The organism is Methylomonas sp. BG-2 (assembly GCF_057766305.1).
Genome location: NZ_JBYMAP010000030.1, coordinates 1 through 26,779, shown reverse-complemented (window position 1 = coordinate 26,779; position 26,779 = coordinate 1). Strand labels below are relative to the sequence as shown.

Genomic DNA, 26,779 nt, shown 5'->3' with positions numbered 1-26,779 from the left:
TTTTAATTTTTATGCCACCCAAATAACTCAAATCAGTGATTCTTAAACCGTCCTTGATTTTCCACAAACCACTGGTAAGTAACGCTTAATCCAGAAACCAAGTCGAATTTCGGCTGCCAACCAAGTGCCCTAATTTTGGAGCTATCCATCAATTTGCGTGGTGTGCCGTCGGGCTTAGTGGTATCCCAAATGATCTCACCATCAAACCCTACAACAGCGCCAATCGTTTCGGCTAACTCACGTATCGTTACATCAACACCGGTTCCCACATTGATATGAGACAACATTGGTTCGGTGACTGATTGGTAATGCTGCTTCTCCAACCCCATGATATACAAGCACGCCGCAGCCATATCCTCGACATGCAAAAATTCACGCATGGCCTTGCCCGTCCCCCAAACTGTAACGCTAGGGTCCCCGTTAACCTTCGCATCGTGGAATTTACGGATCATTGCAGGGATAACATGACTATTGTCAAGATGAAAATTATCGTTTTCACCATATAGATTGGTTGGCATTACTGATCGATAATCCGTGCCGTATTGTCGATTGTATGACTCGCAAAGCTTGATCCCTGCAATTTTCGCGATTGCGTAAGGCTCGTTGGTCTGCTCTAAAACGCCCGTCAGCAGTGCGCTTTCTGCCATAGGTTGCGCGGCATATTTTGGATAAATGCACGAACTTCCTAAAAACAGCAGGTCCTGGCACCCTGAACGCCACGCTTCGTGGATTACATTGGCTTCCATCATCAAGTTTTGATAGATGAACTCCGCTGGATATTCGTTATTCGCGTGGATGCCCCCTACCTTTGCCGCCGCCAATATCACCAGCTGTGGACGCTCATGCTGCATAAACCGACGAACCTGCTCCTGATCGGTTAAATCCAATTCCGCATGAGTCTTGACAACCACATTCCGATAGCCGGCGTCCAACAGTTGCCGATGAATAGCAGAACCGACCATCCCCCGATGTCCGGCCAAAAAGACTTTTTTATCCATATCGGCCACCGCCTTACTCCCGACTTACGGAAACGTTGTAACCCTGATCCTTCAACAGCGCGTGTTTGCGTGCTTGCTCAAGATCGTACGCCACCATTTCCGATACCATTTCCGCTAGTGTAATTTGCGGCACCCAACCTAGCTTTTCTTTTGCCTTGGTTGGATCGCCCAACAAGGTTTCGACCTCTGCTGGCCTAAAATATCTTGGGTCGATCGCAACTATATTCTGTCCCACTCGTAGCGCTGGCGCCTTGTCGCCAACGATTGATTCAACATAACCTTTTTCTTCGACGCCACTGCCTTCCCAGCGAATCGTCACCCCCAATTCGCCCGCAGACATTTCGATAAATTGTCTTACGGAATATTGAACCCCGGTGGCAATAACGAAGTCGTCGGGCTGCTCTTGCTGCAACATCATCCACTGCATCCGCACATAATCTTTCGCATGGCCCCAGTCCCTGAGTGAATCCATATTCCCCATGAATAAGCAGCTATCCAAACCGATGGCTATATTACTGAGGCCACGGGTAATTTTCCGGGTAACAAAGGTTTCGCCGCGACGCGGGGATTCGTGATTGAACAAAATGCCATTACACGCATACATCCCGTAAGCTTCCCGGTAATTTACGGTGATCCAGTACGCATATAGTTTGGCAACCGCGTAAGGGGACCGGGGATAGAACGGAGTGGTCTCCTTTTGCGGGATTTCCTGAACCAAGCCATAGAGTTCGGAAGTCGAGGCCTGATAAAACCGAGTCTGTTTCTCCATGCCTAAAAAGCGAATGGCTTCGAGCAACCTAAGCGTACCAATCGCATCGACATCCGCGGTATATTCGGGCGACTCAAAAGATACCGCAACGTGGCTCATTGCCCCCAAGTTATACACCTCGTCCGGCCGAATTTCGCTCAAAATCCGGGTCAGATTGGAGCTGTCGGTCAAATCGCCGTAATGCAGAAAAAACTTCGGATCGCGAATATGTGGATCCTGGTAAATATGATCGACCCGCTCGGTGTTAAACAACGAAGACCGCCGCTTGATCCCATGCACTTCATAGCCTTTTTCCAACAAAAACTCTGCCAGATACGAACCGTCCTGTCCGGTGATCCCAGTGACCAACGCTTTCTTTCTATTCACTATTGCTCCTCTACCATGGGGTACTGTTACTAAAATTTTAATGAAACTTGATCTTAATCTGACGATTGAACGGTCGGAACGACATTTTTGCCCGGCAAGTACTCGGGCAACACCGGTAACAGCGACTTCATAAAATCCTGCAAGCGCCTGTCCGCAAGCGCAATATCCTCGACTTTATCGACGGGAGTTACCAGACGAATCAAGGCCCCGTCGGTACGATTTAACGTGATCGCGTCGTAAAACAAGTACCACTTGACCAGAAACTCGTTGGTGACCTGACGACCTCGCTGATGAAACCAAAAATAGACCAATTGTCGACTATCGCCTTTTTGGATGATCGCGCGGCTAAGCTTGACCGCTTCGTCGCCTATTCGAAATTCCGGAAACTCACGTTGTTCAAAACTGACGATTTGCCAGCCGTCACCCGGAATACAGCTGCGCGGCGAATGTACGACCGCGCCTTTACGTTGCGACTGGTAATAGGCACTGTAAAAGTTGATTGAATTGCGGGTACCTTGTTGCAGAAAGTTAACGATGACGTAATCCGTTAATTTCAATTCGTTCAAATAATATTGTGTCAGATAGTCGTTATGGCCTCGCCAATCGCCTAATTGAGTCGGGAAATGCAGAAAAGCTTTACGCTGAGGAATAATATCCTCTCGGCCCTTGAATTTCTCCGAGGCGAGCCCGCCTAAAACCGCCAAAAAGAGCACCGCGTAAACTGAGACATTTAACACCGCTGGCGGCATTCGAGAAGAAGCCTGTCCCCATTCTTCGGGAATTTGCACCAACTCGTTCATTGAGAGGCGGCGACCACTGATTCGGCTAAAGACCCACATTTCGACGAACAGCAACACCATGCACAACAAAAACACCGCCCAGCCTTCGAAATCGTGCAAAAAGCCCTCGGCCATATCGGTTCCCCAGTTATCGACTAGCACGCCAATAACCCCGATACGAAAGCTGTTCATGAAAATGGTCAGCGGCATGGATGACAAAAAGATCAGCAATTTTTGCCAAAACGGGCCCTTAAAGAGATAGGCGCATAAAAACGCCAGACTGGCCAGCGGAAACAAATAGCGCAGGCCGCTACAAGCGTCGACTACTTGTAGTTTATAGACACCCAGATCGATGACGTTCCCCTCTAAATACACCATGATGTCGCAGGCGCGGATAAATTCCACGCCGAGCCAGGAGGAGATCAATTGCAATTTGGAAGACAAATTGTTCAGGATGAAGTCCGGGAACGGCACCATGAAGATCAAGAACAACAGCGGCATCGCGCCAGTGCGTAAGCCCCGCGTTCCGAACGCGGCCGTAAAAACCGCGACCAAGGCCAAAATCAACCCGTACTGCTCCAAGGTTTTCACGGTCGCCAGGCCGCCGAGCACCAACAGTAGCAACGCGATGACCAACAAGCCCATCCCCGCTAGGGACTGCCGAATGTCACCAACCCAGGTCAGTTCATGCCTGCGAATCCAAAGCAGGTAGGCGGAAATGCACGGAATAAAAAATCCATGGCTGTACTCCTCCCTTTTCGTCCAAGTCGTCATCATGTCGTCGATGCTGCCGCGAAACGCCAAACCGAGCAACAGAAGAGCACCACCCCACAAAGCCCAGACCAATATTGGTTTATTTGTTTCCGTATTCATTCCGTTTGAAATTCCAAAAATTATAAAAAGCCTCTGCCAGTCAGGGCCTCCAGCTGAACATCGGACATTTTCCCAGCTCAACGTGAACCGCGGATGACATCCGAATTACTCTTCCGCAGCCTCGTTAAAAATGGGATTGTTTTTATCGTCCTCATGCAATTTAGCCTTTTCTTCCGGATAAATATGCCAAAACGACTGATCGATCGCGCCGTTCGTGTATCCGTTTTTGCGATCGTGAGTGAACGGGCACCACCAATTTTCAACGACTTTGACCATGTAGGCGTGCCATTCGAACAGCGCGACGCTGTAAGGGCAATACCAAGTGCAATTCAAGATCCAAAACAATTTGGACTGGGCCATGCTGAACTTAAACGACCCATCCATTGTGATTTGGTTCTTTAAGTTATAGCGATGACTGGCCCGATCCGGCAAAAAATCGCTCCAAGTTTTCACGTTTTCAGCGCCGACCAGTTTTAAACTCCAGTAGGTCAAATACGCACTGAGGATCACAAATGGTAGCGTCAAAATCGGCAAATATATGAATAGCAGACCAATCGCTCTGGAAATGACGGGCATTTGCTGGTGACGGCATCCAATTCTGACGCGTTCCGCGCAGGACTCGCAGGCTTTCATCTAAGTTTCTCCTCGGGTATTGTTGTTATAGTTTGCTCGGCATTGAGCAATTGGAAAATACTGCGGCAACCTTCGCAGCAAAATCGTTTGAGCCCATCCTCGGTCAGCAGTTTGAAGCCGCCAACCTTTACCGGTTGGCCGCATAGCGTGCATGGGTTGGGCTTCGCTGACGGCATCGCTAGCTCACAAACTCGGCGAAACAGCGCAAAAAAACGTTTTTAAATACTCTGTTTCCGGAACAGCCGGATGAATTGGGTGATCGCCTCCCTGACCATCCGCGCCGAAAAACACCAAATGCCGATCAATGTGCCTGGCCGACGACCTCAGAATCTCCTGTAGGTTATCCCGGCTCAGATGATGAGAGCAAGAAGCGGACACCAAAATGCCGTCGGCTTCCAGCACTTGCAACGCCAGCTGGTTCAAACGGCGGTAGGCCTCGTACCCGGACTTGAAATCTTTTTTACGCTTGATCAAAGCCGGCGGATCCAGCACGATCGCGTCGTAGCGCTGCCGTCCTTCCCGCGCTTGCTTGAGAAATTCGAACACATCGCTTCGGATAAAGCTCACCTTATCGGCAACGCCGTTCAAGCCCGCGCTGGCGGCCGCCAACGCCAGGGCCGACTCCGAACTATCGACGCAACATACTGCCGCCGCCCCTGCTACCGCCGCTTGGATTCCCCAACCGCCGGCATAGCTGAATAAATCCAAAACCCTGGCGTCCTTGGCTATCGCGGCGAAACGCGCCCTGGCATTGCGATGATCGTAAAACCAACCGGTCTTTTGCCCGGCCGCCACGTCGATCAAAAAGCGGGTACCGTTCTCGACAATTTCCAATCGCTCGGGCAGCCTTCCAAACGCCAGCCGCGCTTCCGTGTTCAAGCCTTCCAACTCGCGTTGACCGGTGTCGTTCTTCAGCAGGACTGCGTCCGGGGCCAAAAATTCAACCAACAAACCGACCAAAAGCTCGACGTGACATTCCATGCCTATCGTGGTTATTTGCACGGATAAAACCGAACCGTAGCGATCGATCACCAAACCGGGCAATCCGTCGCTTTCGCCGAACACCATGCGGTAATAAGGTCGATCGAACAAGCGCTCGCGCAATGCCAACGCCTGCCGCAAACGCTGTCTAAAAAATTTTTCGCCAATTTTAACATTGGCTTTCCGGGTGAGTAGCCGAGCGCAAATCAACGCATGCGGATTCAAGTAAGCTATACCCAAAGCATTGCCCGCATGATCGGCCACGCACACCAAATCGCCGGGCGAGAAGCCATCCAATGGCGATTTTTGGCTGTCAATTTCATTGCTAAACACCCAAAGGTGGCCTTGCCGCAGGCGCTTGTCTTCGTGCTTTTTTAGAAAAAGTTGCGGGTAAGTCATGCCGAGTCAAAGTAAATTTACTGCATAGCCGGCGACGGATGTCGCAGGCGCGGCGAACTGTAAGCGAAACGGTTTGGTCTGATCCGGGTACGACATCGTCGATTCAAGATATTGTTCAGCCCTAAACACCCGCTGCGCGATTACGTTTCCGGAGAAATCGGTCAGCGTCAACCGTAAATCAGGCACTGCTTGCGGAAACCGTCCCCGATTGGACAGAGCACCACTGAGCCAGTAGCTACGGTCCGCCCCAACTTGCAAACTTAATTGATGAAAAGTCATTACCTTGGGGTTTCGGTACGTGGGCAGTTGACAATGCAATACCGAACATACAGCTAACAATACGCCGCGACTGGCGGGCCGATTGGTCAAAGCGGCGCCTTCGAAATAGAACATTTGCCCAATCAACAAGGCCAACATCGCCAACGAAGCGTAGCCCCAAAACTTGGATGACCGGCTCCACCCCGCTTGTGCGGAAATCCGCGCCGAATCAGAACTCGGACCACCACTCAGCGCCGATAACACGTCGAAACAGCAGCCACAACCGCTACAAATCAGCGGGCCCTGGCTACTTCTCAATTCATCGGTGCTGATCGCTTGGCGAATATGACAATGCGGGCAGCGGATGAGCATGCATCACCCGACTTTGCGGGCATCCAACCGACACCAATCGTCCTTGCTGATTGGCGTCCCGACTTCCAATCCTTGTTGTCGATAGGCTTCGGCCACGGCTTCCGCCTGTTCGTTCAAAATCCCCGACAAGACCAACACCCCGCCCGGCCGCACCAGACCAGTCAATAACGGCGCCAGTTCTATCAGCGGCTTGGCGAGTATGTTCGCGATGACTATATCGCCGATAGTGTTGGAAAACTGTTCGGGCAAATAGTAATGGATTCTGGTTTGAACAAAGTTCTTCGCGGCGTTGTAGCGACTCGCTTCCAGCGCTTGCGGATCAATATCGACAGCGTGGGCGTACTTGCCGCCCAACAACAAACCGGCAACCGCCAAAATCCCCGACCCGCAACCGTAGTCGATTAACTCCATGGCTTCGACCGGATGCGTCGCCAGCCATTCCAGACACAATGCCGTGGTGGGGTGGGTACCGGTACCGAAGGCCAAGCCGGGATCCAAGGTCATACACACCGTACCGGGTTCGCTCCGCGTCTGGCCGCTGGGACAAACCCATAAGCGCTCACCGAACTTCATTGGCTGAAAATGCTCCATCCAGGCCCGTTCCCAAACCTGATCCTGCAGCACTTCCGCTACCCATTCCTGAAGCGGCCTCCCGACAAACTGGTTGAATGTCAATGTGTGCACGATATCCGGATCGGTGTCCAACTCAAACAGGCCTGTGACCCGGGTACGGCTCCAGATCTTGGTTTGATCAATGGCCGGCTCGTAAACCGGCTCATCTTCGGCGTCACTATAAGTCACTGAAACTGCGCCCAACTCGCTGAAGAAGTCGGATACCTCGGGTGCGGTGACTTCGTCGGTCACGACGGAAATCTGATGCCAGGCCATAAAGAAGTCGCGGAAGGAGCCTCCGGCCGGTTACCGTATACAGGCTAACAGGCCGCGAAGCGGGTTAGGTTAATGGATACCCAGTTTCTTTTCCAGATAATGGATGTTTTGGCAGCCTTGCGCGAATGCCGCGTCGGCCATGATACTCTGCTGCAACGGAATGTTGGTTTTAATGCCGTCTATCACCATTTCGCTGAGCGCGGTCTTCATTCGGGCAATTGCACTGGCCCGGTCGTCGCCGTGGGCAATCAACTTCCCTATCATGGAATCGTAATACGGCGGCACTTTATAACCATTGTAAATGTGCGTCTCGCAACGTATCCCCGGACCGCCCGGCATATGAAATTGTTCTATTACTCCTGGGCAAGGCATAAAGGTCTTGGGATCCTCGGCATTCAACCGACATTCGATCGCATGGCCGGTAAATACGACCTGTTCCTGGGTAATCGATAGTTTCTCGCCCGCTGCGATGCGCAGTTGTTCCTTGACGATATCGAAGCCGGTGATCATCTCGGTCACCGGATGCTCGACCTGAACCCGCGTATTCATCTCGATGAAGTAAAACTCGCCTTTTTCGTATAAAAATTCGAAGGTACCGGCGCCCAAATAACCGATTTCTCGGCAAGCCAGCGCGCAACGTTCACCCATCTGTTTGCGCTGTGCCGGCGTAATGCCCGGCGCGGGCGCTTCCTCGACCACTTTCTGGTGGCGGCGCTGCATCGAGCAATCCCGCTCGCCCAGATGTATGGCGTTGCCGTGGGAATCGGCCAAGACCTGAAATTCGATATGCCGCGGATCTTCCAGAAATTTTTCCATATAGACCGTGCTGTTGCCGAACGCAGTGCCGGCCTCGGCCTTGGTCAGATTGATGGCGTTCAACAACGCGCTCTCGGTGTGTACGGTACGCATGCCGCGTCCGCCACCGCCGCCGGCCGCTTTAATGATCACCGGATATCCGATTTCCCTGGCCATTTTCAGGTTGGTATCGTCATCGTCGCCCAGCGGATCGCCATTGCCCGGCACGCAGGGAATCCCCGCAGCCTGCATCGCTTTTTTCGCGGAAATTTTATCGCCCATCATTCGGATCGTGTCCGGTTTTGGCCCGATGAAGACAAACCCGCTTTGGCTGACTTTCTCCGAAAAATCGGCGTTTTCCGACAAAAAGCCGTACCCCGGATGTATTGCCTCGGCATCGGTCACCTCCGCCGCGCTGATGATGGCCGGGATATTCAGATAACTTGCCGACGACGCGGCGGGACCAATACAGACAGCTTCGTCCGCCAAACGCACGTGTTTCAGATCGCGGTCGGCTTCGGAATACACCGCTACGGTTTTTACGCCCAGCTCACGACAGGCTCTCAAGATGCGCAATGCGATCTCGCCGCGATTGGCGATAACTATTTTTTCGAACATACCCCCCCCTATAGTCCGTTATTCGATAATGAACAAAGGTTGGCCGTATTCGACCGGATGGGCGTTTTCAACCAGAATTTGTTTAACCTTGCCGCTCTTGTCTGCTTCGATCTGATTAAGGATTTTCATCGCTTCAATGATGCACAGCGTTTGACCAACGCTGACGGTTTGGCCGACCTCAACAAAGGCCGCCGAACCCGGCGACGCGGAACGGTAAAAAGTACCGACCATCGGCGATTTGACGACATGGCCGCTGACGACTTCTTCGGCCGGAGCAGCGGCGGGTGCCGCGGTCGCTGCCGGGGCGGCGGCTACCGGAGCCGGCGCTTGAGAAAACACCGGTGCCGGCGCCGATGAAGAATACCGACTGATGCGTACCGACTCCTCGCCCTCGCTAATTTCTATCTCAGCAATATCGGATTCTTCGATAAGATCGATCAATTTTTTTATTTTTCTAATATCCATTGTTCTGAGTTCTCGCTAATAAAATCTGATGGGCGGCTTGCAAAGCCAATTCGTAACCGTGCGCTCCCAATCCGCAAATGACGCCGACGGCGATATCGGAAAAGTAAGAGTGGCTACGGAACGGCTCGCGGGCATGCACATTGGACAAATGCACTTCGATGAAGGCAATCTTGGTGGCCAGCAAAGCGTCGCGGATTGCCACGCTGGTATGGGTAAAAGCGGCGGGGTTGATCAAGATGAAGTCTACGCCACGCTGGTATGCCTGATGAATATGGTTGATCACTTCGTGTTCGGCATTGCTCTGCATGAAATCCAAGCGATGGCCTAAATCGGCGGCCAAACGATCGAGTTTCTGATGTATGTCGCTCAAGGTTTGCTTGCCGTAAATTCCCGGTTCCCGGACACCTAACAGGTTCAAATTGGGTCCGTTTAGAACGGTGATAATCGCCATGCAAAAATAAAACGAAAGTTGATCGAACAGGCGGGAATTCTGCCTAATTTGTGGGTTTTTGTCCAGATAAACTGATTTACATCAAATAAGACGACATTTTCCGGACAAATCGCTTATTTTTCCGACAGCAGCGCTTCCAGTACTTCCAACGCCTGGCTTCGCGTCAACTCGCCGAGCTGGCGATGCACGATCCGGCCTTGCCGGTCGATGATGACCGTGAACGGCACGGTGTTTATCACGTTGCCCAACTGATGAGCCAGCGCGATCCCGCTCTCGCCGCCGATTAAAATCGGATAATTGACCGGCCGGCGCTGCAAGTATTCGATGACCGGAGGCTTGTCTTCGATCGCGACGCCGACAAAGCGCACGCCGCGCCCGCCAAATTCCTGCTGAATTTTGACGAACTCCGGCATCTCCTTTAAGCATGGCGGACACCAAGTCGCCCAAAAATTGACGATGACGATATCGCCGCGCCATTGGCTTAAGGTTTGCGGCTTGTCGTCCAAATCCGGCAACGTGAAGTCGGCCGCCAGGGATGCTTCGCTAGCGGGCGCGGACTGATGCGCGCGGAAGTACCATCCGCCTCCCAGAGCCACGAGCCCAATCAGGACGCCGACCGACACCATCGCAAATTTTCGGGTCATAAGCTTTTCAATGTTTGTAAAAAAGTCGCGGCATCTTGGTAGCCGATCACCCGGCGATCAGCTTTCTCCCGACCGTCGGCCCCGAAAAAAATAATGCCGGGCGGACCGATTAAATCGAAGCGTTTTAGCAAAGCCTGATCGGCATCGGAATTTTCGGTCACATCGGCTTGCAGTAACACGAACCCGGCTAACACTGGCTTCACGGCCGCATCCGCAAAAGTATAGGCTTCCATTTCCTTGCAGGAGATGCACCACTCGGCATAGAAATCCAGCATGACCGGCTTGCCGGCCGACGCGGCTTGCCGGATACGTTGATCGAGTTCGGCCACGGTCTTGACCCGTTCGAATAGTGGCTTGGAGGCGACCTCCGGCTTTACCGCGGCAAATACGCCCCGCATCGGCTGCAGGGGATTGGTGTTGCCGGCGCTCAAACCGATTAACTCCAAGATGCCCAGCACCAGCAGGATGATCCCAACGCCTTTCCACAGCTTGCGCCAGCCCGACGCCGAGTCCGGCAACGGGTCGATAGCGCTCAAAAAGATCGCGGGAATGACCAACAACGTTGCATATAAAAACATCGCCGCTTCGGCTGGAATCACCCGCGCCAACATCCAAACCGCCACCGCCAGCATCAATACGCCGAACACACTCTTGGTGGTATTCAGCCACGCACCGGCCTTGGGCAACAATCGGCCGGCGGATGCGCCTACCAGCAGTAGCGGCATGCCCATGCCCAAGCCCATCGCGAACAAAGCCGACCCGCCCAACCAGACATCGCCGGTCTGACCGATATAGATCAAGGCCGCCGCCAGCGGTGCGGCAACGCAGGGGCCAACCACCAGCGAAGACAAAGCCCCCATGATCGCCGCGCCCCAATACGAACCGTCCCGATGGCGGTCGCTGGAACGATGCAAGCGTTCCTGCAACACCTTCGGCACTTCCAGATTGTAGAATCCGAACATCGACAACGACAGCAACACGAACAAACCGGCAAACACCGCAATCACCCAAGGCTGCTGAAAGGTTGCCTGTAAATTACTGCCGAACAGGGCCGCCAATACCCCGAATGCGGTATACATCGTCGCCGACGCCAAAACATAGCTCAACGACAACAAGAATGCCTTGCGTGTACCGATGTCGCCATGACCGACAATAATGCCGGACAAAATCGGAATCATCGGAAACACGCAAGGCGTAAAGGCCAGCAATAGACCGAAGCCGAAGAAACTCAGCCAAGTCAACGGCAAACTGTCGCGGCGCAAGGCATCGACAATGCGATCCTGCTCGGACACCGCCGGCGCCGTTGCCGCGACAGCACCTTGAAGACCCACCGATTCAGGGAGTTCCGGCAACGCCACCTCGACGACTTGTTGCATCGGCGGGTAGCAGACGCCTCGATCGGCGCAGCCTTGAAACTTGGCCAGTACTTGCAAGGTTTCAGCGGCGCGATTATCGCGCGTCAGCGGGACATCCACGCTGATACCGCGCCGGTAAATTTGCACCTGACCGAACTCCTCGTCGTGGTAGGCCTCGCCTTCCGGCAATTGCAACGGCGTCAGCGCGGCGCGGGCCGGCGCCTTAAGTTGCAAGGCCAGCTTATCCTTATACAAGTAATATCCGTCGGCAATGCGCCAATTCACCCGCAACAGATTTCCACCCACCGGCTCGGCGAAGAACTGAAAAGCTTGCTCCGGCGGCAATAGTTCGCTGGAAAACAGCCCCGGCGTCAGGCCTTTGAGACCCTGCACGAATTGGTTTAAACCACCTGTCGCCGCGGCCGCGACCGTCGCGACCGGCAAGTCGATATCCAATACGACTTTCTGCGGCGGATAACACACCCCGACATCCGCGCAACCTTGATATTTGACCAGCAACTTCAACTGCCGCTCGCGAGCGCTGTTGACCAACGGCAATTTGACGTCCAGATTGTCGCGATAGACGACGACCTCGCCAAGCGTCGCGTCGTGCTCCTCCGCGCCAGTCGGTAACGGCGCCGCGGCGAGGGCAATCGACTCGGTCCGCGACTGAAACTTGATCTTGTCCCGATATAAATGATACCCGTCGGCAATTTGCCAGTTCAGTGCCACATGCTCGGTGTCGCTGGCGGCGACCGTTAAACGAAAGGCTTGGTCGGGCGGCAGGAAATCCTGACTGTCCAGCGCCGCCGCGTCAGCGAAGAACGCAAACAGCAGAAACAGCGAGATCAATCGATAGCAAGACATGAATTCATCCAGTTTAAATAATCCGCCGAACCGCGTTCGATCGGCAGCGCGATAATTTCCGGCACGTCGTAGGGATGCCGTTGCTTCAGCAAGGCTTCCAACTCCATGTAGCGCTCGCGATGACTTTTAATCAGCAGCAAATGTTCCCCGGCCGATTCGATTGCCCCCTGCCATGCGTACACCGAGCGAACGCCCGGCAAGATGTTGACGCAAGCCGCCAATTTCGCGGCAACCAGTTCGCGCGCCAGATGCTCGGCGGTGTCGGCATCCGGGCAAGTACAGAAAATTAACAATGGCATATCGATATTATCCTGGAAATCCGCCGGCCATGCTTTTAGTATTGCTGGTTTTTTTCGCCGATTGAGACCGCCATGAAACCCTTGCCCATCCTGTTAGCCATTATTTTGATCGTCCCGTTCGTGGAAATTTACCTGTTACTGATGGTTGGCGGCATCATCGGCGTCTTGCCGACGATATTTCTGGTCATTTTTACCGCCGCGCTCGGGACTTGGTTGCTGCGCACGCAAGGGTTCGCAACCTGGCAACGCTTTCAAACGGCATTGCGGCAAGGCGAGATTCCGGCTTACGAAATGATTGAAGGTCCGATTTTATTGGTTGGCGGCGCGCTACTGCTGACACCGGGTTTTTTTACCGACGCGATCGGCTTCGCCTGTTTGGTGCCGGGATTGCGCCGAAAAATCGCCCAATACGTGTTGGAACGTTGTTTGGTACCGATGTCGGGTGGTTCCGCCGCCGATGCTCAGCGGGTTGTCATTGACGGCGAATACAAAAAACAGGACTAAACCGGCGACCCAGGGCTCGCGCCATCGGCCGCCGGAACGACATTATTGGCTGTCGGCGTTTTGATTCAGGGTATTTTTGTCGAAGCCGGAATACGCCGGGCACCATCCGAAATAACTGGTGGCGATCAGAGCGCCGCCGACCAGCAACATCAGGACGCTGGCGGTAAACAGCGACACAAACACCAGTACGATGCCGGAAACCATGCGGACTTTCTTATCTTTGTCGCCGATATTGTGTTCAAACTTAATCAAACGTTTATAATCGAAGCTCATCTCCAATCCTCTCTGTGTAGTATTTATTGTTAGTCCTGACGCAAGGCTTTCCCTCAAGAGCCCGCAAATATACACAGCTCCCCAAAATCTGCAAGTTATTAAAATGGACGTCTCAACGATAATCGCGCCGCTGAACGACGATCAGCGCCTGGCCGTGTCCGCGCCGATGCAGGCCACGCTGGTCCTGGCGGGAGCCGGCAGCGGCAAAACCCGAGTTTTGGTGCATCGCATCGCCTGGCACGTACAAATCAACCACATCTCGCCCTACCACATCCTGGCCGTGACCTTCACCAACAAGGCCGCCAACGAAATGCGCCACCGCATCGAGGATTTGTTGAACACCTCGGCGCGCGCGATGTGGATAGGCACCTTTCACGGGCTGGCTCACCGCCTGCTGCGCCAGCACGCCAAGCAAGCCAAGCTGCCCGAGACTTTTCAGGTCATGGATAGCGACGATCAATTGCGCATCGTCAAACGCCTGCTGAAAAGCCTGGAGTTGGACGACAGCAAATGGCCGGCCAAGCAAGTGCAATGGTTCATCAACGCCCAAAAGGACGAAGGCATCCGCGCCCGCCACCTAGCGCAAGCAGACGACTTTTACCACCGGCAAATGCAGCGTATCTATCTGGCCTACGAAGAGCTGTGCGACCGCTCCGGCCTGGTTGACTTCGCCGAACTGCTGCTGCGAGCCCACGAACTCCTGCGCGACAACGAGGATCTACTGGCCTTTTACCGCGAGCGCTTCAAACAAGTCCATGTCGACGAGTTTCAAGACACCAACACCATTCAGTACGCTTGGCTGCGCCTGCTGACCGAAGGCAACAACAATCTGTTCGTGGTCGGCGACGACGACCAATCCATTTACGGTTGGCGGGGCGCCAAGATCGAAAACATTTACGCCTTCCAAAAGCACTATCCGGCCCACGGCATCGTCAGATTGGAGCAAAACTATCGCTCCACCGGCCATATTTTAAAAGCCGCCAACGTCCTAATCGCCAACAACGATAACCGGATGGGCAAGGAATTGTGGACGTCCGCCGGTGACGGCCACGCGATAGGCGTTTACGCAGCCTTCAACGAGCAGGACGAGGCCTATTTCGTCGTCGAGAAAATCAAGCAATGGATCCGCGACGGCGGCCTGCGTAGCGAGGTCGCGATTCTTTACCGCTCCAACGCCCAATCCCGGCAATTCGAGGAACGCCTGATGACCACGGCCGTGCCCTACCGGGTCTACGGCGGCCTGCGCTTTTTCGAACGGATGGAAATCAAGAACGCCCTGGCCTATTTGCGCTTGTCCGGCCACCGGGACGACGATGCCTCGTTCGAGCGGGTCGTCAACACCCCGGCGCGCGGCATCGGCGCGAAAACCTTGGATGACATGCGTCTTTTGGCGCGGGAACGCGGGGTTTCGCTTTGGCAAGCCGCCGAGCGCATGCTGGACGAAAAGCAATTGAGCGCTCGCGCCGCCAACGCCTTGCAAGGTTTCATGAATTTGGTCCAGGCCATCGACTTGGCAACCGCCGGCTTGACGCTTTACGAAACGGTTAAACACGCCGTCGAAGCCAGCGGCCTGATCGAGCTGTATAAAAAGGAAAAACAGGACAAAGGCGAGGCCAGGGTCGAAAACCTGGAAGAGTTGGTCAACGCCGCCAAGCTGTTCGACTACGACAGCGAAAACGCCGAAAACCTGTCCGAGCTGGATATGTTTTTGGCGCACGCCGCGCTGGAGGCCGGCGAAATGCAGGGCGAAGCCGATCAGGATTGCGTGCAATTGATGACGCTACACTCGGCCAAGGGCCTGGAGTTCAAACTGGTGTTTCTGGTCGGCATGGAGGAAGGCCTGTTTCCATCGCAGCAAGCAGTGGACGAACCCGGCCGCCTCCAGGAAGAGCGCCGGCTATGTTATGTCGGCATTACCCGCGCGATGCGGCAACTGTATTTGACCTACGCCGAGTCGCGCCGCTTATACGGCAAAGACAGCTATCCGAGACCCTCCCGCTTTCTTCGGGAAATTCCGCCGGAGGCACTGACCGAAATCCGCCTGCGCGCCAACGTGACCCGGCCGGCCACGTCCGGCCCGGCCATGCTGGGCTCGATGACCGATCAAAGCGCCAGTTTTCGACTGGGTCAGACGGTCCGACACGAGAAATTCGGCGAAGGCGTGGTGTTGCAAACCGAGGGCAGCGGTGCCCAGGAAAAAGTGCAGATCAATTTTCGCAACGTCGGCATCAAATGGCTGATGCTGGCTTACGCCAAATTGGACAAGGCATAAAAAAGCCGCCGCCCGAAGTCTTTCGAGCGGCGGCTTAGGGCATAACGTCGATTAACCGGCGAAGTCTTCGTGCACGGTAATGACTTTCAGTGAGTTGGTGCCGCCGCTGTGACCGGTGGCATCGCCCTTGGTGATGATGAACGAATCGCCGTCAACGACTAGGCCGCGGTTTCTTAATTTTTCGATGATATAGCGGTTAACCTCGGCGTTCGCCATTTTCTCGTGGGTAAACGGAATCGGGAACACGCCGCGATATAAAGTCACCCGGCCCAAGGTTTTCTCGTGACTGCTAAACGCGTAGATCGGAATGCCCGAGCTGATCCGCGACATCCACAACGGCGTCGAGCCGGTCTCGGTCAACGAAGCGATCCCGCTGATCTTGGTGTGGTTGGCCATGTACATCGCCGACATCGCGATCGCCTCATCCACATGCGCAAAGCTATCGGTCATCCGGTGCTTGGACTTGATCACCGCCGGCTGCTTCTCGGTTTCCATGCAGATGCGCACCATCGCTTCGACCGTTTTGACCGGATGCTTGCCGGACGCGGTTTCCGCCGACAACATGATCGCATCGGTGCCGTCGACGATCGCGTTGGCAACGTCAAATACCTCGGCGCGCGTCGGAATCGGGTTTTCGATCATCGACTCCATCATCTGGGTCGCGGTGATCACCGCCCGGTTCAGTTCGCGGGAGCGTTTGATCAAATGCTTTTGCGCCGCCGGCAGATTGGCATCGCCGATTTCCACGCCCAAGTCGCCGCGCGCCACCATGATGGCGTCCGAGGCCATGATGATTTCGTCGATGACTTCCATCGCTTCGGCTCGCTCGACCTTAGCGACCAAACCCGCGGTGGAGCCGGCGGCCAGCAGCAAGGCGCGCGCTTCGTGCATGTCGTCTGCGGTACGTGGGAACGAAATCGCCACGTAATCCGCCTGGATGATCGCGATGGTCTTGATGTCTTCCTTGTCCTTGTCGGTCAACGCCGCCGCCGATAAACCGCCGCCCAACAAGTTGATACCTTTGTTGTTGGACAGATCGCCACCGACGACGACCTTGGTATTGACCCGGGCATTGTCGATGACATTCACCACGTCCAGCACCACCCGGCCATCATCCAGCAACAAGCGGGTGCCCGGCTTGACTTCGCGAGCCAGAGGCTCGTAGCTGATGCCGACTTGGGTATTGTCGCCATCAAGTTTGCCGAGGTTGATATCCAGCGCGAAGTCCTGGCCTTCTTCCAACCAGACCTTATTTTCCTTGAAGCGCTCGATACGAATTTTAGGGCCTTGCAAGTCGGCCAGAATGCCGACCCGCCGGCCGCTCTTTTTGCTCAACTCCCGAACCCGGTTGGCGCGATCGATATGATCTTGCGCCGAACCATGCGAGAAATTTAAACGGACAACATCGATGCCTGCCTTGAACAAATCTTCAAGCACGCCGGGTTTGTCCGTGGCGGGTCCCAGCGTCGCTAGGATTTTTGTTCTACGTAACTGCATGTATTCCCTTTATTTGGCGTTGTACAAAGCGACGGTAGTGTCCAGCATCCGGTTAGAGAAGCCCCACTCGTTGTCGTACCAGGACAGGACTTTGACGAAGTTGCCGCCGGTCACTTTGGTCAGACCCGCTTCGTAGATGGAGGAATGCGGGTTGTGGTTGAAATCCGAAGACACCAAAGGCTCGTCGTTGATCGCCAGGATACCTTTCAGGGAACCGTTGGCCGCTTCGCGCAGGATGCCGTCGATTTCTTCCTTGGTGGTATTGCGAGACGCTTGGAAGCACAAATCGACTACCGACACGTTAATGGTCGGCACGCGCATCGCGAAACCGTCCAATTTACCTTTCATGTCCGGCAATACCAAACCAACCGCGGCGGCCGCGCCGGTTTTGGTCGGGATCATCGATTGAGTCGCGGAACGCGCGCGGTGCAAGTCGCTGTGATAGACATCGGTCAGCACTTGGTCGTTGGTGTAGGAGTGGATCGTGGTCATCAAACCGTGGTCGACGCCGATGGTGTCGATCAACGGCTTGACCAGCGGCGCCAAGCAGTTGGTGGTGCAAGACGCGTTGGAAATGACGGTGTCGCTCGCTTTCAGGCTGGTGTGGTTGACGCCGTAAACCACGGTGGCGTCGACATCGTTACCGCCCGGCGCGGAGATGATGACTTTTTTGGCGCCGGCGGTGAGGTGAGCGGACGCCTTGGCTTTGCTGGTAAAGAAACCGGTACACTCGTGAACCACGTCGATACCCAGCTCGGCCCAAGGCAATTTAGCCGGATCGCGCTCGGCCAGAACCCGGATGCGGTCGCCGTTGACCACGATGTAATCGCCATCGACGGAGACATCGAACGGGAATTTACCGTGCACGGTGTCGTACTTGGTCAAGTGTGCATTGGTTTTGGAATCGCCCAAATCGTTGATCGCGACGATTTGAATCTCGTTGGTGCGACCAGATTCGTACAACGCGCGCAAGACATTGCGACCGATACGACCGTAACCGTTAATTGCAACTTTAATTGCCATAGAGTTTTCTCCGGGGATGTGTGTGAAGGACTAACTTCAAGATGTGCCAAAAGCACTAAAAATAGCGCCGATTGTAGCAAACCCCGACAAACAACGTCTACCGCGCAACCGCGCGGCAAGGCGGGGACCGGCGTCGGCTTGAGTTACAATGGGCGCCGATTCCGCAAATACGACCCGACCATGAATATCCAGTGGTACCCCGGCCATATGCACAAGGCCAGCAAAGAGATCAAGGAAGCCTTGCCCGACATCGACTTGTTGATCGAAATTCTCGACGCCCGCATTCCCTACAGCAGCCAAAATCCGATGCTGGCGCGGCTACGCGGCGACAAACCGACCATACGCATCCTCAACAAGACCGACTTGGCCGATCCCGAGGTCACCCCACTTTGGCGGGACTTTCTGGAACGCGAACAAGGCGTCAAAACCCTGGCCCTCACCAGCCAGCAAACCGACAAGGTCAGGCAAATCGTCGATCTATGCCACAAAATGCTGGCCGACAAACTGGCGGCCGGCAAAGTCATGCGGACGATGATCATGGGCATCCCGAATGTCGGCAAATCGACGATCATCAACATCCTGGCCGGCCGAACCATTGCCAAGACCGGCAACGAACCGGCCGTTACCAAACGCCAACAACGCATCAACCTGAGCAATAACCTGGTGCTGTCCGACACGCCGGGCGTATTGTGGCCCAACGTCGAGAACCGTCACGGCGGCTACCGCTTGGCCGTGACCGGCGCGATCAAGGACACCGCGTTCCAGCACGACGACATCGCCCTCTATGCGTTGGAATACCTGACCCAAACCTACCCCGAGCTGCTGAAAACCCGCTACCGGCTGGAACCACTGCCGAGCGAGGCGCTGGCCGTACTGCAAGCGATCGGCGCCAAACGCGGCTGCCTGCGTAGCGGCGGCGTCGTGGAATTGGACAAGGCCGCCAAGCTGCTGTTGACCGAACTTCGAGCCGGCACGCTGGGCCGGATCAGCCTGGAAACCCCGGACATGATCGAACGCGAACTACAAGACGTCGCGGCGTTGCGGGAAGAAAAAGCCGCCAAGCAAGCGACGAAGCGGCGGGGTAACGGGTCGCAATCAACCTCGCCGGCGGAAACACGCGCGGATTAGGCTTTCATCACTTTATAAATGTAATGCTCGCCGGCATGATTGACGGTACTTTCCTCCAACGTCACCGAAAAACCGAATTCCGGGGCGATGTGTTTCGGATCGTGCTCTTCGCCGACAAACTCCGAATAGGGAATGTAGATCCGGGTGTGGTCGCTAATGTAGTCCTTCACTTGATGAAAAAACCGTTTCAATATCTCGCGGCCGCCGTCCTCGTTCAGGCCAAAAGTACCGTCGCAAGGGTAATAATTGAAATTGAACACGATCAGGTCGAACAGCCGCCGCGGCACGTCGGCGAATAAATCGCTGTGCAGAAAGTCGATCGGCCTCAGATCCGGATTCAACCGGGTATTTTCCAACGTGCACAGCACCGCATCCCGATTGAAATCCACGCCCATCACATGCTCGCAGCCCATCTTTTTCAAAAGAAACGCGAAATAGCCGCTACCGCAGCCCATGTCCAACGCCGTTTCGGCGGGCGGTTGTCGCAGCATGAAATTGCCGAAAAACGAGCTGGTCAGCCCGAAATCGGACGGAAACACGTTTTTGGCGATTTTCAACGTAATTCCGTCCAGCTCGGTGATGTAAGGCTGTTTTTCCAAGTAATGGGCGAGTTCCAGCGTGCGAGCTTCGATGCTCATATCCAACGGTTTCATAGGCGGCATAATAGGTAGTTAAAGGGAACGGTCGATTCACCCGGCATGCTACCGCAAATCCCGCCGCCGGCTCAAACCCGAGCCGGCCGGCATTCATCCCAAACCCCGATTCAACCCGATTCCACCCTGGGCGCCGCTCGCCTATCAATCACGGGCAATTTGCCCGGTAATTCCAGGCAAATCTCGACTTACCGCGCGCGTCCAAGCGCCTAAACTCCGCGAGTCCCGACCGTTCGCCGGCCGGGCAATCTCTCCCAATCCACTTTCGAGAACATCCCGATGAACATCCATAATTTCGACGACAGTCAAATCCGCTGGCAAACCCTGGCCGGATTCGACCATTTGCACTATTTCATTCTGCACATCGATAGCGAGGCCAACATTATCGACGTACTCTTCAAATTCGCCGCCGGCCAGCAAATCGTGCTGCATCGCCACAAGGCGCCCAACCATATTTTCGTTATCCAAGGCGAGCACCGTCTGTATCACGCCGACGGCAGCTTGAAGGAAGTCCGGCCGACCGGCCGCTATACCGTCAGTCCCGCCAGTGATGAGCCGCATCGGGAAGGCGGCGGCGACATCGACGTGGTCCTGTTGTTCAGCATCCGCGGCAGCGGCCTGCTCTACGAAATCCTCGACGACGACGCCAACGTGATCGGCTCTCTGGCAGTGCCGGACTTCATCGATTTATACAACGCGCAACAAGCGTTAACCGGTTGAGGACCGCCCCGACACCCAAGGCCGGGCGAACTTCGCTCGGCCAATTCCGCCGGGACTGTTGCAGCGACGATTCCGCACTGTTCGCGGCCTTCGTGCTAGACTCGCGCGCATCAACAACACCGCCGAGATTAGCGCCATGGCCGGAACGCGGACCAGCCACACCCACCCGCTACAGATTGCCGAAGTGCGCGCCAGCCCGTCGCACGGACGGATCGGCATCACGTTTTGCCCCGGCAAGCACGACCGCTTTGCCCATACCGGCAGCTGGGAGCGCGATCTCGGCGTCGATTTGGACGCCATCGCCGCCTGGGGCGCCAAGCTGATATTAACCCTGGTGGAACCGGCCGAACTGACCGCGCTCAAGGTCCCGCAACTCGGCCATGAAATTCGCGGACGCGGCATCGAATGGCTGCATCTGCCGATCGCCGATTACTCCGTGCCCACCCCGGCCTTCGAACAACAATGGCTAAGCCAAGGCGCCGACATCCGCCGACGCTTGCGCAACGGCGACGACCTGCTGGTGCATTGCAAGGGCGGCCTGGGCCGGGCCGGCATGATCGCCGCGCGGCTGCTGGTGGAACTGGGCATGGACCCGGAAGCGGCAATCCACGCGGTGCGCCACGCCCGCAAGGGCGCCATCGAAACCCCGGCGCAACTGGCGCTGGTTCGCCATACCCGGCCGATTCCCTGACGTACCGGCATGACAGCCCTCGATACCGCCAGCCTGCAACGGGTCAGTGGCCAACTCGGCAGCAATCCGGCCGGCGTTTATCAAGACGGCAACGGCCAACGCTATTACGTGAAGACGCTGGAGTCGGTCGCCCATGCCCGCAACGAATGGCTTGCCGCCCAACTTTACCGACTGGCCGGCGCGCCGACCCTAAACTACGTGACCACGGCGGCACCCGATCAAATCGCCACCGAATGGCTCACACTGGAAAAGAAATGCGTGGCTCATTTGACCGACAGCGAGCGCGAACAAGCCCGGCGATGGTTCGGCGTGCATGCCTGGACCGCCAACTGGGACGCCGCCGGCTTTAACGGCGACAACCAGGGCGTTGTCGGCGGCCAAGTCCTGACGCTGGATGTCGGCGGCGCCCTAGCCTTCCGCGCCCAGGGCGATCCAAAGGGCAAGGCATTCGGCACCTGCGTCGACGAACTCGAGGTTTTGCGCCGCGACGACGCCAACCCTCACGCCGTCAAACTGTTCGCAGCGATGACGCCGGAACAAATCGAACAAGCCATCCTAGTCGTCGCTCGCATTCCAAACGACGCCATCCGCCATGTCGTGTTAGCCAACGGCGGATCGCAAGCGCTCGCCGACAAAATGATCGCCCGCACAGCAGATATGTTGGGACGATTGTCGAGGCGCTGAGTAGCGCTCTGGGTGTTGTAATCTCGGAACTCGACGGCTCAACCGGCGCGACTCCAAAGCCCAATAACAAGGTACGGGCTGGCCAAAATGCTGAATGACTCCCTGGGTCGGGATACGGCCAAAAGCCGCCGGATGCTTTGCGAAACCAAGGTCGGCAAGTTGCCGGACAACCGACATTTAATCGTAGCCGCGATTAGCGTCAGCGTAATCGCGGAAATAAGTCGCCAACCAATCTTTCCGTATAGCTAAGCCGGCAAATTACCTATTATTTATACTCAGACCTTTTTAATCGCCATCAAAACGACTTATTGATACGGCAGATTGATTTTGCGCGACACCGTGGGAGCAACCATTCCCGCGATTACGCTAACGCTAATCGCGGCTACGCGGGCTACGCTAACAAGCCCCGAACGTTAGAAAACAAATTGATAGCTGTCGCCGGTATCACACAAAAACCGTTCGCTTGGTGCGCAAACTTAACTTAGCCAAAAGTACAGCTTGACGTAATTCTCAAAAATAACTGAAGATAGGTTAACTTGCGGACTGAGTTATGTCAGGCCGTTATGCCCCAATGCCCCAACTTTTTAATGGCCGTGAATCGTGTGAGCCCACGCTCGTGGGCATTGCGGACAATAGGGTAGGATTTACGCTTTTTTTGACAGTATTAATAAGGAATAAATACATGCTTTTGAAACAACCATTATTGGCTGCCGGTCTACTGATGAGTGCTGCCAGCTTCAACGCCAACGCCTCAGTTACAGATACAATCGATACAAGCAACTGGGTTACCATTTGCGCCTGCATTACCGCCTATGTCCCTAACGTCGAGATATTAGAAATCCACAATTTGGTCAGCTACACCGGTGCAGGCAACGTTAGCTTGCTTTACAGCGACGGCAACAACATCACCTGGACCCGGTACGGCAACCTATTCGAAACCCTTCACGACGCTAACCACGATTTGGTCAGCCAAATTGCCAGTGTTACCCCAAGGTATAACGATCCATCCATGGGTTGGAAAACCATCGACGCGGGCGATTTCGACACCTTGGCCGGCAAAATGACCTGGTGGGGTGCGAACGCTTTCATCAATTACCTGAATAGTATCAACTATGGTGGCAGTAACCAATGGCGCTTGCCGAGTGCCGGCAGTAATCCGCAAAACGGATACACCCCAACCGACAGTGAACTTCTCCAATTGTACTACAGCGAACTGGGCAGGAATCCTTTTGACCTCACCTTCAGATGGAGTAATTACTGGACTGGTACGGAATATGCGCCAGATCCAAATAGGGCGTGGAGCTTCGATCGCTACTTTGCCAGCCAGTACAACAACAATAAGTCAAACATGTTCTACGCATGGGCAGTCAGCCCAGGACAAGTGGCCGCCGTGCCGGTACCGGGCGCCGTGTGGCTGTTTGGGACTGGACTGGTGGGGTTACTCGGCCTGAAACGACGGGGCAATGCTGGATAATTTGGTTATTCGGGTGATTTGGTTCTGATTGGGCGCTGTAAAGGTTAAAGCAGTCATTCAACGAGATTGGGTATCTGACTCTTATGGTTCGCAAGCCGCCTAAAACCCTTCCCGACGCACAGCGATCAATCGAACGCGCGGAAAATTCCCAGATCGAATAAATCGGCAAGCATAGCGTACGAAGCGATTACGGTAACCGCTGAGCCAAGCAACGATAGGCTCAGCCGGTGTCACTGACGCGCAAGAGTCCCTGTAAAGAGTGGGGTTCATTGGATTCGCTCGTTGGAAGCTACCATTCAATTCGCTTGCACACGACCAACGACCGGCGCCCTCCCCTAACGAAGCAGAAGGGATCGCGCCGGTCGATTCATACTTGAAAGCCCGAATCAATGCATCGGGCGATACGCGCTAAAAACTTACACTGGGGGCAATTCCCAACGGCTGGCGAAGCAAAATCCAATCGCCGAATATGCCTGCTACCCAACCCGTCCGCGCCGTTTTAGACCCAACCATCCCAACAGACCGGTGCCCATCAGCCAAGCCGCGCTGGGCACCGGCACGGCCGACACTAATCCGGGGCTAACCGCCCAGACGTAGTGTTGGTAGGTCTTGCGGTGAGCGGCCTGACTACCGTTATAGGCTTCAAAAAACCACGCGGAGGAGGGAATATCCGCATTCTCGGTACCAGACCAATACGACGAGGCTTGCTCGTGGTCGAAGGTGTCGGTATTGGGGATGGAATTTGACACTGTGCCATCTAATTCTTGATAAACCAATTGGCCCAGTTCGTTGCCGGCGCTACCGTCGTATCCGTCGATGGCATTGCTGGTTGGCAAGCGCCATTGCGAACTGCCGCCATAGCGAGCCCGGTTTAGTAAGCCTATAAAAGCTTGCGCGCCAAACCAGTTCGCTCTACCGTCCGAGGAAAAATCGGTGGTTTTCACGGTGTAAGTGCCGGTATAGCTGTCATAAAAATTGGGGGTGTCGCTAACGGTAGGGCTAGCAGCGATAATGGCGCTAATCACCTTTCGGAAACCAAACTTGTTTTCCAGTGTACCCAACAAATTGGCGTCTTGCGTCCAGGTCACGTTGCTGACGCTGCTGTAGACCAAACCAACGTCGCCGGCACCGGTAAAGCTGATCAGTGCGGCGTTGGCGTTGAAAGCGGCCGCCCCAAGCAAAACGCCGAAATTAACTAGTCTTAGTGTCATGATTAAACTCCTTAGGATTTAGGGAATGCACGCGATGGCTCGGCTTCATCCCACCCCGCTAACGCCGAACACGGCCAAGCGACCATGGGGCGCTATTCGCCAATACCGCGATGTCGGGGTTGAAGCGCCCGCGAAAATGGATTGCTTCAATGTAACCTTAGGAAATACAAAGAAAACTGGTTTTTCTCCTTAAACCCAGCAATCCCATCAACCCGCTTCCAAACAAGCCTAACGCGCCAGGTATCGGCACCGAGCTCACTTGCCCCGGACTAACCAGCCAAACCAAATGCCCGCGACTCTTTTCATCAAAGCCCTGGGCGCCTTTTCGGGCGTCAAAGCCCCACGCCGCGGCCGGGAATAAGGGTATGTCCGCGGTACCCGCCCAGTACGGCACCGGCTCTTCATTGACGAAGGTCGGGGTGTTGGGAATAAACTTGCCGGCGATACCGTTCAATTCGCTGTAAAACAATTGGCCTAGTTCGTTGCCGGCCGTACCGTTAAAACCGGCAATGGCATTACTGGTCGGTAAGCGCCATTGGTGGCTGCCGCCGTAGTTGATGCTGTTCAAGTAATCGGCGAAAGCAATAGCCCCCCACCAGCTTAGAAAGCCTGAAGAAGGAATATTGACGTTAAAACTGCCGAAATCGCTGACAGTTAGGGTAGGCGTGGTCTCGATGATCCGGCGAATCAGCGAATGGTCGGCATTGGACAGAGTTTTGAACAAATTGGCGTCTTGCGTCCAGGTCACGTTGCTGACGCTACTGTAGACCAAGCCTGCACCGTCGGTACCGGTATAACTGGTCAAACTGGCGTGGGCGTCAAACGTGCTGACGCTTAGCAGCAGGCACAAGGCCGCTAAAGCTTTACGGGTATCCATGAGTTTCTCCTTACAGTCGATGAACAAAAAAATTGACAATCGAATATCGTTTTGAGGCCATCGTGAGCCGGGGCAAACAGGTTTCGAGCTCTACTCTGTCCTCTAGGCCACAATTTAAGAGCGCAAACCACGGGGTACTCGCGAGCGGATTTTCGAGTTAACCCAACAATAGCGCCCCTCCGGTTTGGTGTGTTCGTCATGACGCGGCTGGCGGCGACCGCAGGCAGTAAAAACCGGCCTAACTTTCCCCTACGCAACCGCGGCTTATCATAGCGCTCGGAAAAGTTTTCCGCTCAATTAATTAGCGGCTATCATATGCTGATTTTGTCGCGTAGACTACCGTTCCTGGCACTTAACGAATCTGGGCCACCGTTTACGCGCTAGGATAGACGCTGAATATTACAGTTGGTCGCGCGGAGCGGCGCACACCTTTAGGTCGATGACGGCACGACGAGTTAGGTGCCCGTCCCCGAACCGTTTTTACACGTGTTTCCAACGTTGGGGGCAAACCGCTGCCAGCCACGGCCGGCAAGGCCTGCGGCGATTGGCAGTTCACCGAAACGTGGAAGCACGTCACGGAGCGTTGGAAGGACGTCATGGAACTCCGGAAACACGTCACGGAACGCTGGAGGCACATCACGGAAGAGTGGAAACATGTCGAGGGATAGCTGAAGGACGCGTTTTCAACATAAAAATACGGCATGGAACGGCCGCTAGCCTCGTCGCCGGCGGCAAATAGAAAGGACTTTCGCCCCGGAGCATGAAAAATCGGCTTGGCAAGGACTAAAACCGTGCTCGCGAGCCGTTCGGCACCGCCCATGCCCGTGCCTTGGCCAACGCCTTTCAAGGTCCGCGGAATTGCAACCGCCCTCCTTACTACCCGCCTATATACCTGACCGTCGAGAAGCCGGCCCCTGCCACGGCCCGATCAATCCCGGCAATCGGCCGATCCCGCGAGTCTC

At 55.0% G+C, this 26,779-nt stretch carries 26 protein-coding genes; 7 read left to right on the top strand and 19 right to left on the bottom strand.

The genetic code is table 11. From position 1 onward, the window contains the following. Nucleotides 1–32: 32 nt before the first annotated feature. From fcl to cutA, 13 genes are all read right to left on the bottom strand, one after another. The gene (gene fcl / locus AC3B8H_RS04705) at nucleotides 33–998 is read right to left on the bottom strand and encodes a GDP-L-fucose synthase (protein ID WP_488440465.1); all 966 of its coding nucleotides are present in this window, start codon (nucleotides 996–998) and stop codon (nucleotides 33–35) included. A 13-nt stretch (nucleotides 999–1,011) separates the two neighbouring features. Then, nucleotides 1,012–2,133, bottom strand: coding sequence for a GDP-mannose 4,6-dehydratase (gmd, locus tag AC3B8H_RS04700; RefSeq protein WP_488440464.1), 1,122 nt, complete (start codon nucleotides 2,131–2,133; stop codon nucleotides 1,012–1,014). A gap of 53 nt (nucleotides 2,134–2,186) precedes the next feature. Next, on the bottom strand, nucleotides 2,187–3,785 hold the full coding sequence (gene xrtD / locus AC3B8H_RS04695) for a VPLPA-CTERM-specific exosortase XrtD (protein WP_488440463.1): 1,599 nt from the start codon (nucleotides 3,783–3,785) through the stop codon (nucleotides 2,187–2,189). A gap of 105 nt (nucleotides 3,786–3,890) precedes the next feature. Then, nucleotides 3,891–4,418, bottom strand: a complete 528-nt coding sequence (locus tag AC3B8H_RS04690; RefSeq protein WP_488440462.1) for a hypothetical protein — start codon at nucleotides 4,416–4,418, stop codon at nucleotides 3,891–3,893. A 183-nt stretch (nucleotides 4,419–4,601) separates the two neighbouring features. Next, nucleotides 4,602–5,798, bottom strand: coding sequence for a class I SAM-dependent rRNA methyltransferase (locus AC3B8H_RS04685; RefSeq protein WP_488440461.1), 1,197 nt, complete (start codon nucleotides 5,796–5,798; stop codon nucleotides 4,602–4,604). A 6-nt stretch (nucleotides 5,799–5,804) separates the two neighbouring features. Next, nucleotides 5,805–6,428 carry a zinc-ribbon and DUF3426 domain-containing protein gene (locus tag AC3B8H_RS04680; RefSeq protein ID WP_488440460.1) on the bottom strand — a complete coding sequence of 208 codons (624 nt, stop codon included), beginning with the start codon at nucleotides 6,426–6,428 and terminating at the stop codon, nucleotides 5,805–5,807. A 3-nt stretch (nucleotides 6,429–6,431) separates the two neighbouring features. Then, nucleotides 6,432–7,316, bottom strand: a complete 885-nt coding sequence (gene prmA, locus AC3B8H_RS04675; protein ID WP_488440459.1) for a 50S ribosomal protein L11 methyltransferase — start codon at nucleotides 7,314–7,316, stop codon at nucleotides 6,432–6,434. A 69-nt stretch (nucleotides 7,317–7,385) separates the two neighbouring features. Continuing rightward, entirely contained in the window at nucleotides 7,386–8,729 is a 1,344-nt protein-coding gene (gene accC, locus AC3B8H_RS04670) for an acetyl-CoA carboxylase biotin carboxylase subunit (protein ID WP_488440458.1), read from the bottom strand. An 18-nt stretch (nucleotides 8,730–8,747) separates the two neighbouring features. Then, nucleotides 8,748–9,194, bottom strand: a complete 447-nt coding sequence (accB, locus tag AC3B8H_RS04665) for an acetyl-CoA carboxylase biotin carboxyl carrier protein (protein ID WP_488440457.1) — start codon at nucleotides 9,192–9,194, stop codon at nucleotides 8,748–8,750. Then, the gene (aroQ, locus tag AC3B8H_RS04660) at nucleotides 9,184–9,645 is read right to left on the bottom strand and encodes a type II 3-dehydroquinate dehydratase (protein ID WP_488440456.1); all 462 of its coding nucleotides are present in this window, start codon (nucleotides 9,643–9,645) and stop codon (nucleotides 9,184–9,186) included. The genes accB and aroQ overlap by 11 nt, the downstream gene beginning before the upstream one ends. Before the next feature lie 113 nt (nucleotides 9,646–9,758). Beyond that, nucleotides 9,759–10,289, bottom strand: a complete 531-nt coding sequence (locus AC3B8H_RS04655; RefSeq protein WP_488440455.1) for a TlpA family protein disulfide reductase — start codon at nucleotides 10,287–10,289, stop codon at nucleotides 9,759–9,761. Then, on the bottom strand, nucleotides 10,286–12,511 hold the full coding sequence (locus AC3B8H_RS04650; RefSeq protein WP_488440454.1) for a protein-disulfide reductase DsbD: 2,226 nt from the start codon (nucleotides 12,509–12,511) through the stop codon (nucleotides 10,286–10,288). The genes AC3B8H_RS04655 and AC3B8H_RS04650 overlap by 4 nt, the downstream gene beginning before the upstream one ends. Next, on the bottom strand, nucleotides 12,493–12,810 hold the full coding sequence (cutA, locus tag AC3B8H_RS04645) for a divalent-cation tolerance protein CutA (RefSeq protein WP_488440453.1): 318 nt from the start codon (nucleotides 12,808–12,810) through the stop codon (nucleotides 12,493–12,495). The genes AC3B8H_RS04650 and cutA overlap by 19 nt, the downstream gene beginning before the upstream one ends. Nucleotides 12,811–12,882: 72 nt before the next feature. On the opposite strand from cutA, the gene AC3B8H_RS04640 reads away from it, so the two are divergent. Continuing rightward, nucleotides 12,883–13,314, top strand: coding sequence for an FxsA family protein (locus AC3B8H_RS04640; RefSeq protein WP_488440452.1), 432 nt, complete (start codon nucleotides 12,883–12,885; stop codon nucleotides 13,312–13,314). A 42-nt stretch (nucleotides 13,315–13,356) separates the two neighbouring features. Here AC3B8H_RS04640 and AC3B8H_RS04635 read toward each other — a convergent pair whose 3' ends face one another. Further along, nucleotides 13,357–13,587 carry a YgaP family membrane protein gene (locus AC3B8H_RS04635; RefSeq protein ID WP_488440451.1) on the bottom strand — a complete coding sequence of 77 codons (231 nt, stop codon included), beginning with the start codon at nucleotides 13,585–13,587 and terminating at the stop codon, nucleotides 13,357–13,359. 103 nt (nucleotides 13,588–13,690) lie between these two features. On the opposite strand from AC3B8H_RS04635, the gene uvrD reads away from it, so the two are divergent. Next, a complete protein-coding gene (uvrD, locus tag AC3B8H_RS04630; RefSeq protein WP_488440450.1) occupies nucleotides 13,691–15,859 on the top strand; it encodes a DNA helicase II in 2,169 nt (722 codons plus the stop codon). 51 nt (nucleotides 15,860–15,910) lie between these two features. Here the strand turns inward: uvrD and pyk are convergent, their stop codons facing one another. Further along, nucleotides 15,911–17,356 (bottom strand): pyruvate kinase, encoded by a 1,446-nt coding sequence (gene pyk / locus AC3B8H_RS04625; RefSeq protein ID WP_488440449.1) that lies wholly within the window; start codon nucleotides 17,354–17,356, stop codon nucleotides 15,911–15,913. Nucleotides 17,357–17,365: 9 nt separating this feature from the next. Beyond that, on the bottom strand, nucleotides 17,366–18,379 hold the full coding sequence (gene gap / locus AC3B8H_RS04620; RefSeq protein ID WP_488440448.1) for a type I glyceraldehyde-3-phosphate dehydrogenase: 1,014 nt from the start codon (nucleotides 18,377–18,379) through the stop codon (nucleotides 17,366–17,368). A gap of 180 nt (nucleotides 18,380–18,559) precedes the next feature. Between gap and ylqF the strand changes: the two genes are divergently transcribed. Continuing rightward, nucleotides 18,560–19,507 (top strand): ribosome biogenesis GTPase YlqF, encoded by a 948-nt coding sequence (gene ylqF, locus AC3B8H_RS04615; RefSeq protein WP_488440447.1) that lies wholly within the window; start codon nucleotides 18,560–18,562, stop codon nucleotides 19,505–19,507. On the opposite strand, the gene AC3B8H_RS04610 is transcribed toward ylqF, so the two are convergent. After that, nucleotides 19,504–20,145 (bottom strand): methyltransferase, encoded by a 642-nt coding sequence (locus AC3B8H_RS04610; protein WP_488440446.1) that lies wholly within the window; start codon nucleotides 20,143–20,145, stop codon nucleotides 19,504–19,506. The two genes, ylqF and AC3B8H_RS04610, sit on opposite strands and share 4 nt — an antisense overlap. A 294-nt stretch (nucleotides 20,146–20,439) precedes the next feature. On the opposite strand from AC3B8H_RS04610, the gene AC3B8H_RS04605 reads away from it, so the two are divergent. The 4 genes from AC3B8H_RS04605 (at nucleotide 20,440) to AC3B8H_RS04590 (ending at nucleotide 23,729) form a co-directional block, all read left to right on the top strand. Beyond that, the gene (locus AC3B8H_RS04605) at nucleotides 20,440–20,880 is read left to right on the top strand and encodes a cupin domain-containing protein (RefSeq protein ID WP_488440445.1); all 441 of its coding nucleotides are present in this window, start codon (nucleotides 20,440–20,442) and stop codon (nucleotides 20,878–20,880) included. A 136-nt stretch (nucleotides 20,881–21,016) separates the two neighbouring features. Further along, on the top strand, nucleotides 21,017–21,571 hold the full coding sequence (locus AC3B8H_RS04600; RefSeq protein ID WP_488440444.1) for a cyclin-dependent kinase inhibitor 3 family protein: 555 nt from the start codon (nucleotides 21,017–21,019) through the stop codon (nucleotides 21,569–21,571). Nucleotides 21,572–21,580: 9 nt separating this feature from the next. Continuing rightward, a complete protein-coding gene (locus tag AC3B8H_RS04595; RefSeq protein ID WP_488440443.1) occupies nucleotides 21,581–22,255 on the top strand; it encodes a hypothetical protein in 675 nt (224 codons plus the stop codon). A gap of 682 nt (nucleotides 22,256–22,937) precedes the next feature. Continuing rightward, entirely contained in the window at nucleotides 22,938–23,729 is a 792-nt protein-coding gene (locus AC3B8H_RS04590) for an Lcl C-terminal domain-containing protein (protein ID WP_488440442.1), read from the top strand. 476 nt (nucleotides 23,730–24,205) lie between these two features. On the opposite strand, the gene AC3B8H_RS04585 is transcribed toward AC3B8H_RS04590, so the two are convergent. Continuing rightward, nucleotides 24,206–24,940, bottom strand: a complete 735-nt coding sequence (locus tag AC3B8H_RS04585; protein WP_488440441.1) for an Lcl C-terminal domain-containing protein — start codon at nucleotides 24,938–24,940, stop codon at nucleotides 24,206–24,208. A 157-nt stretch (nucleotides 24,941–25,097) separates the two neighbouring features. Continuing rightward, nucleotides 25,098–25,817 (bottom strand): Lcl C-terminal domain-containing protein, encoded by a 720-nt coding sequence (locus AC3B8H_RS04580; protein WP_488440440.1) that lies wholly within the window; start codon nucleotides 25,815–25,817, stop codon nucleotides 25,098–25,100. Nucleotides 25,818–26,779 lie beyond the last annotated feature (962 nt).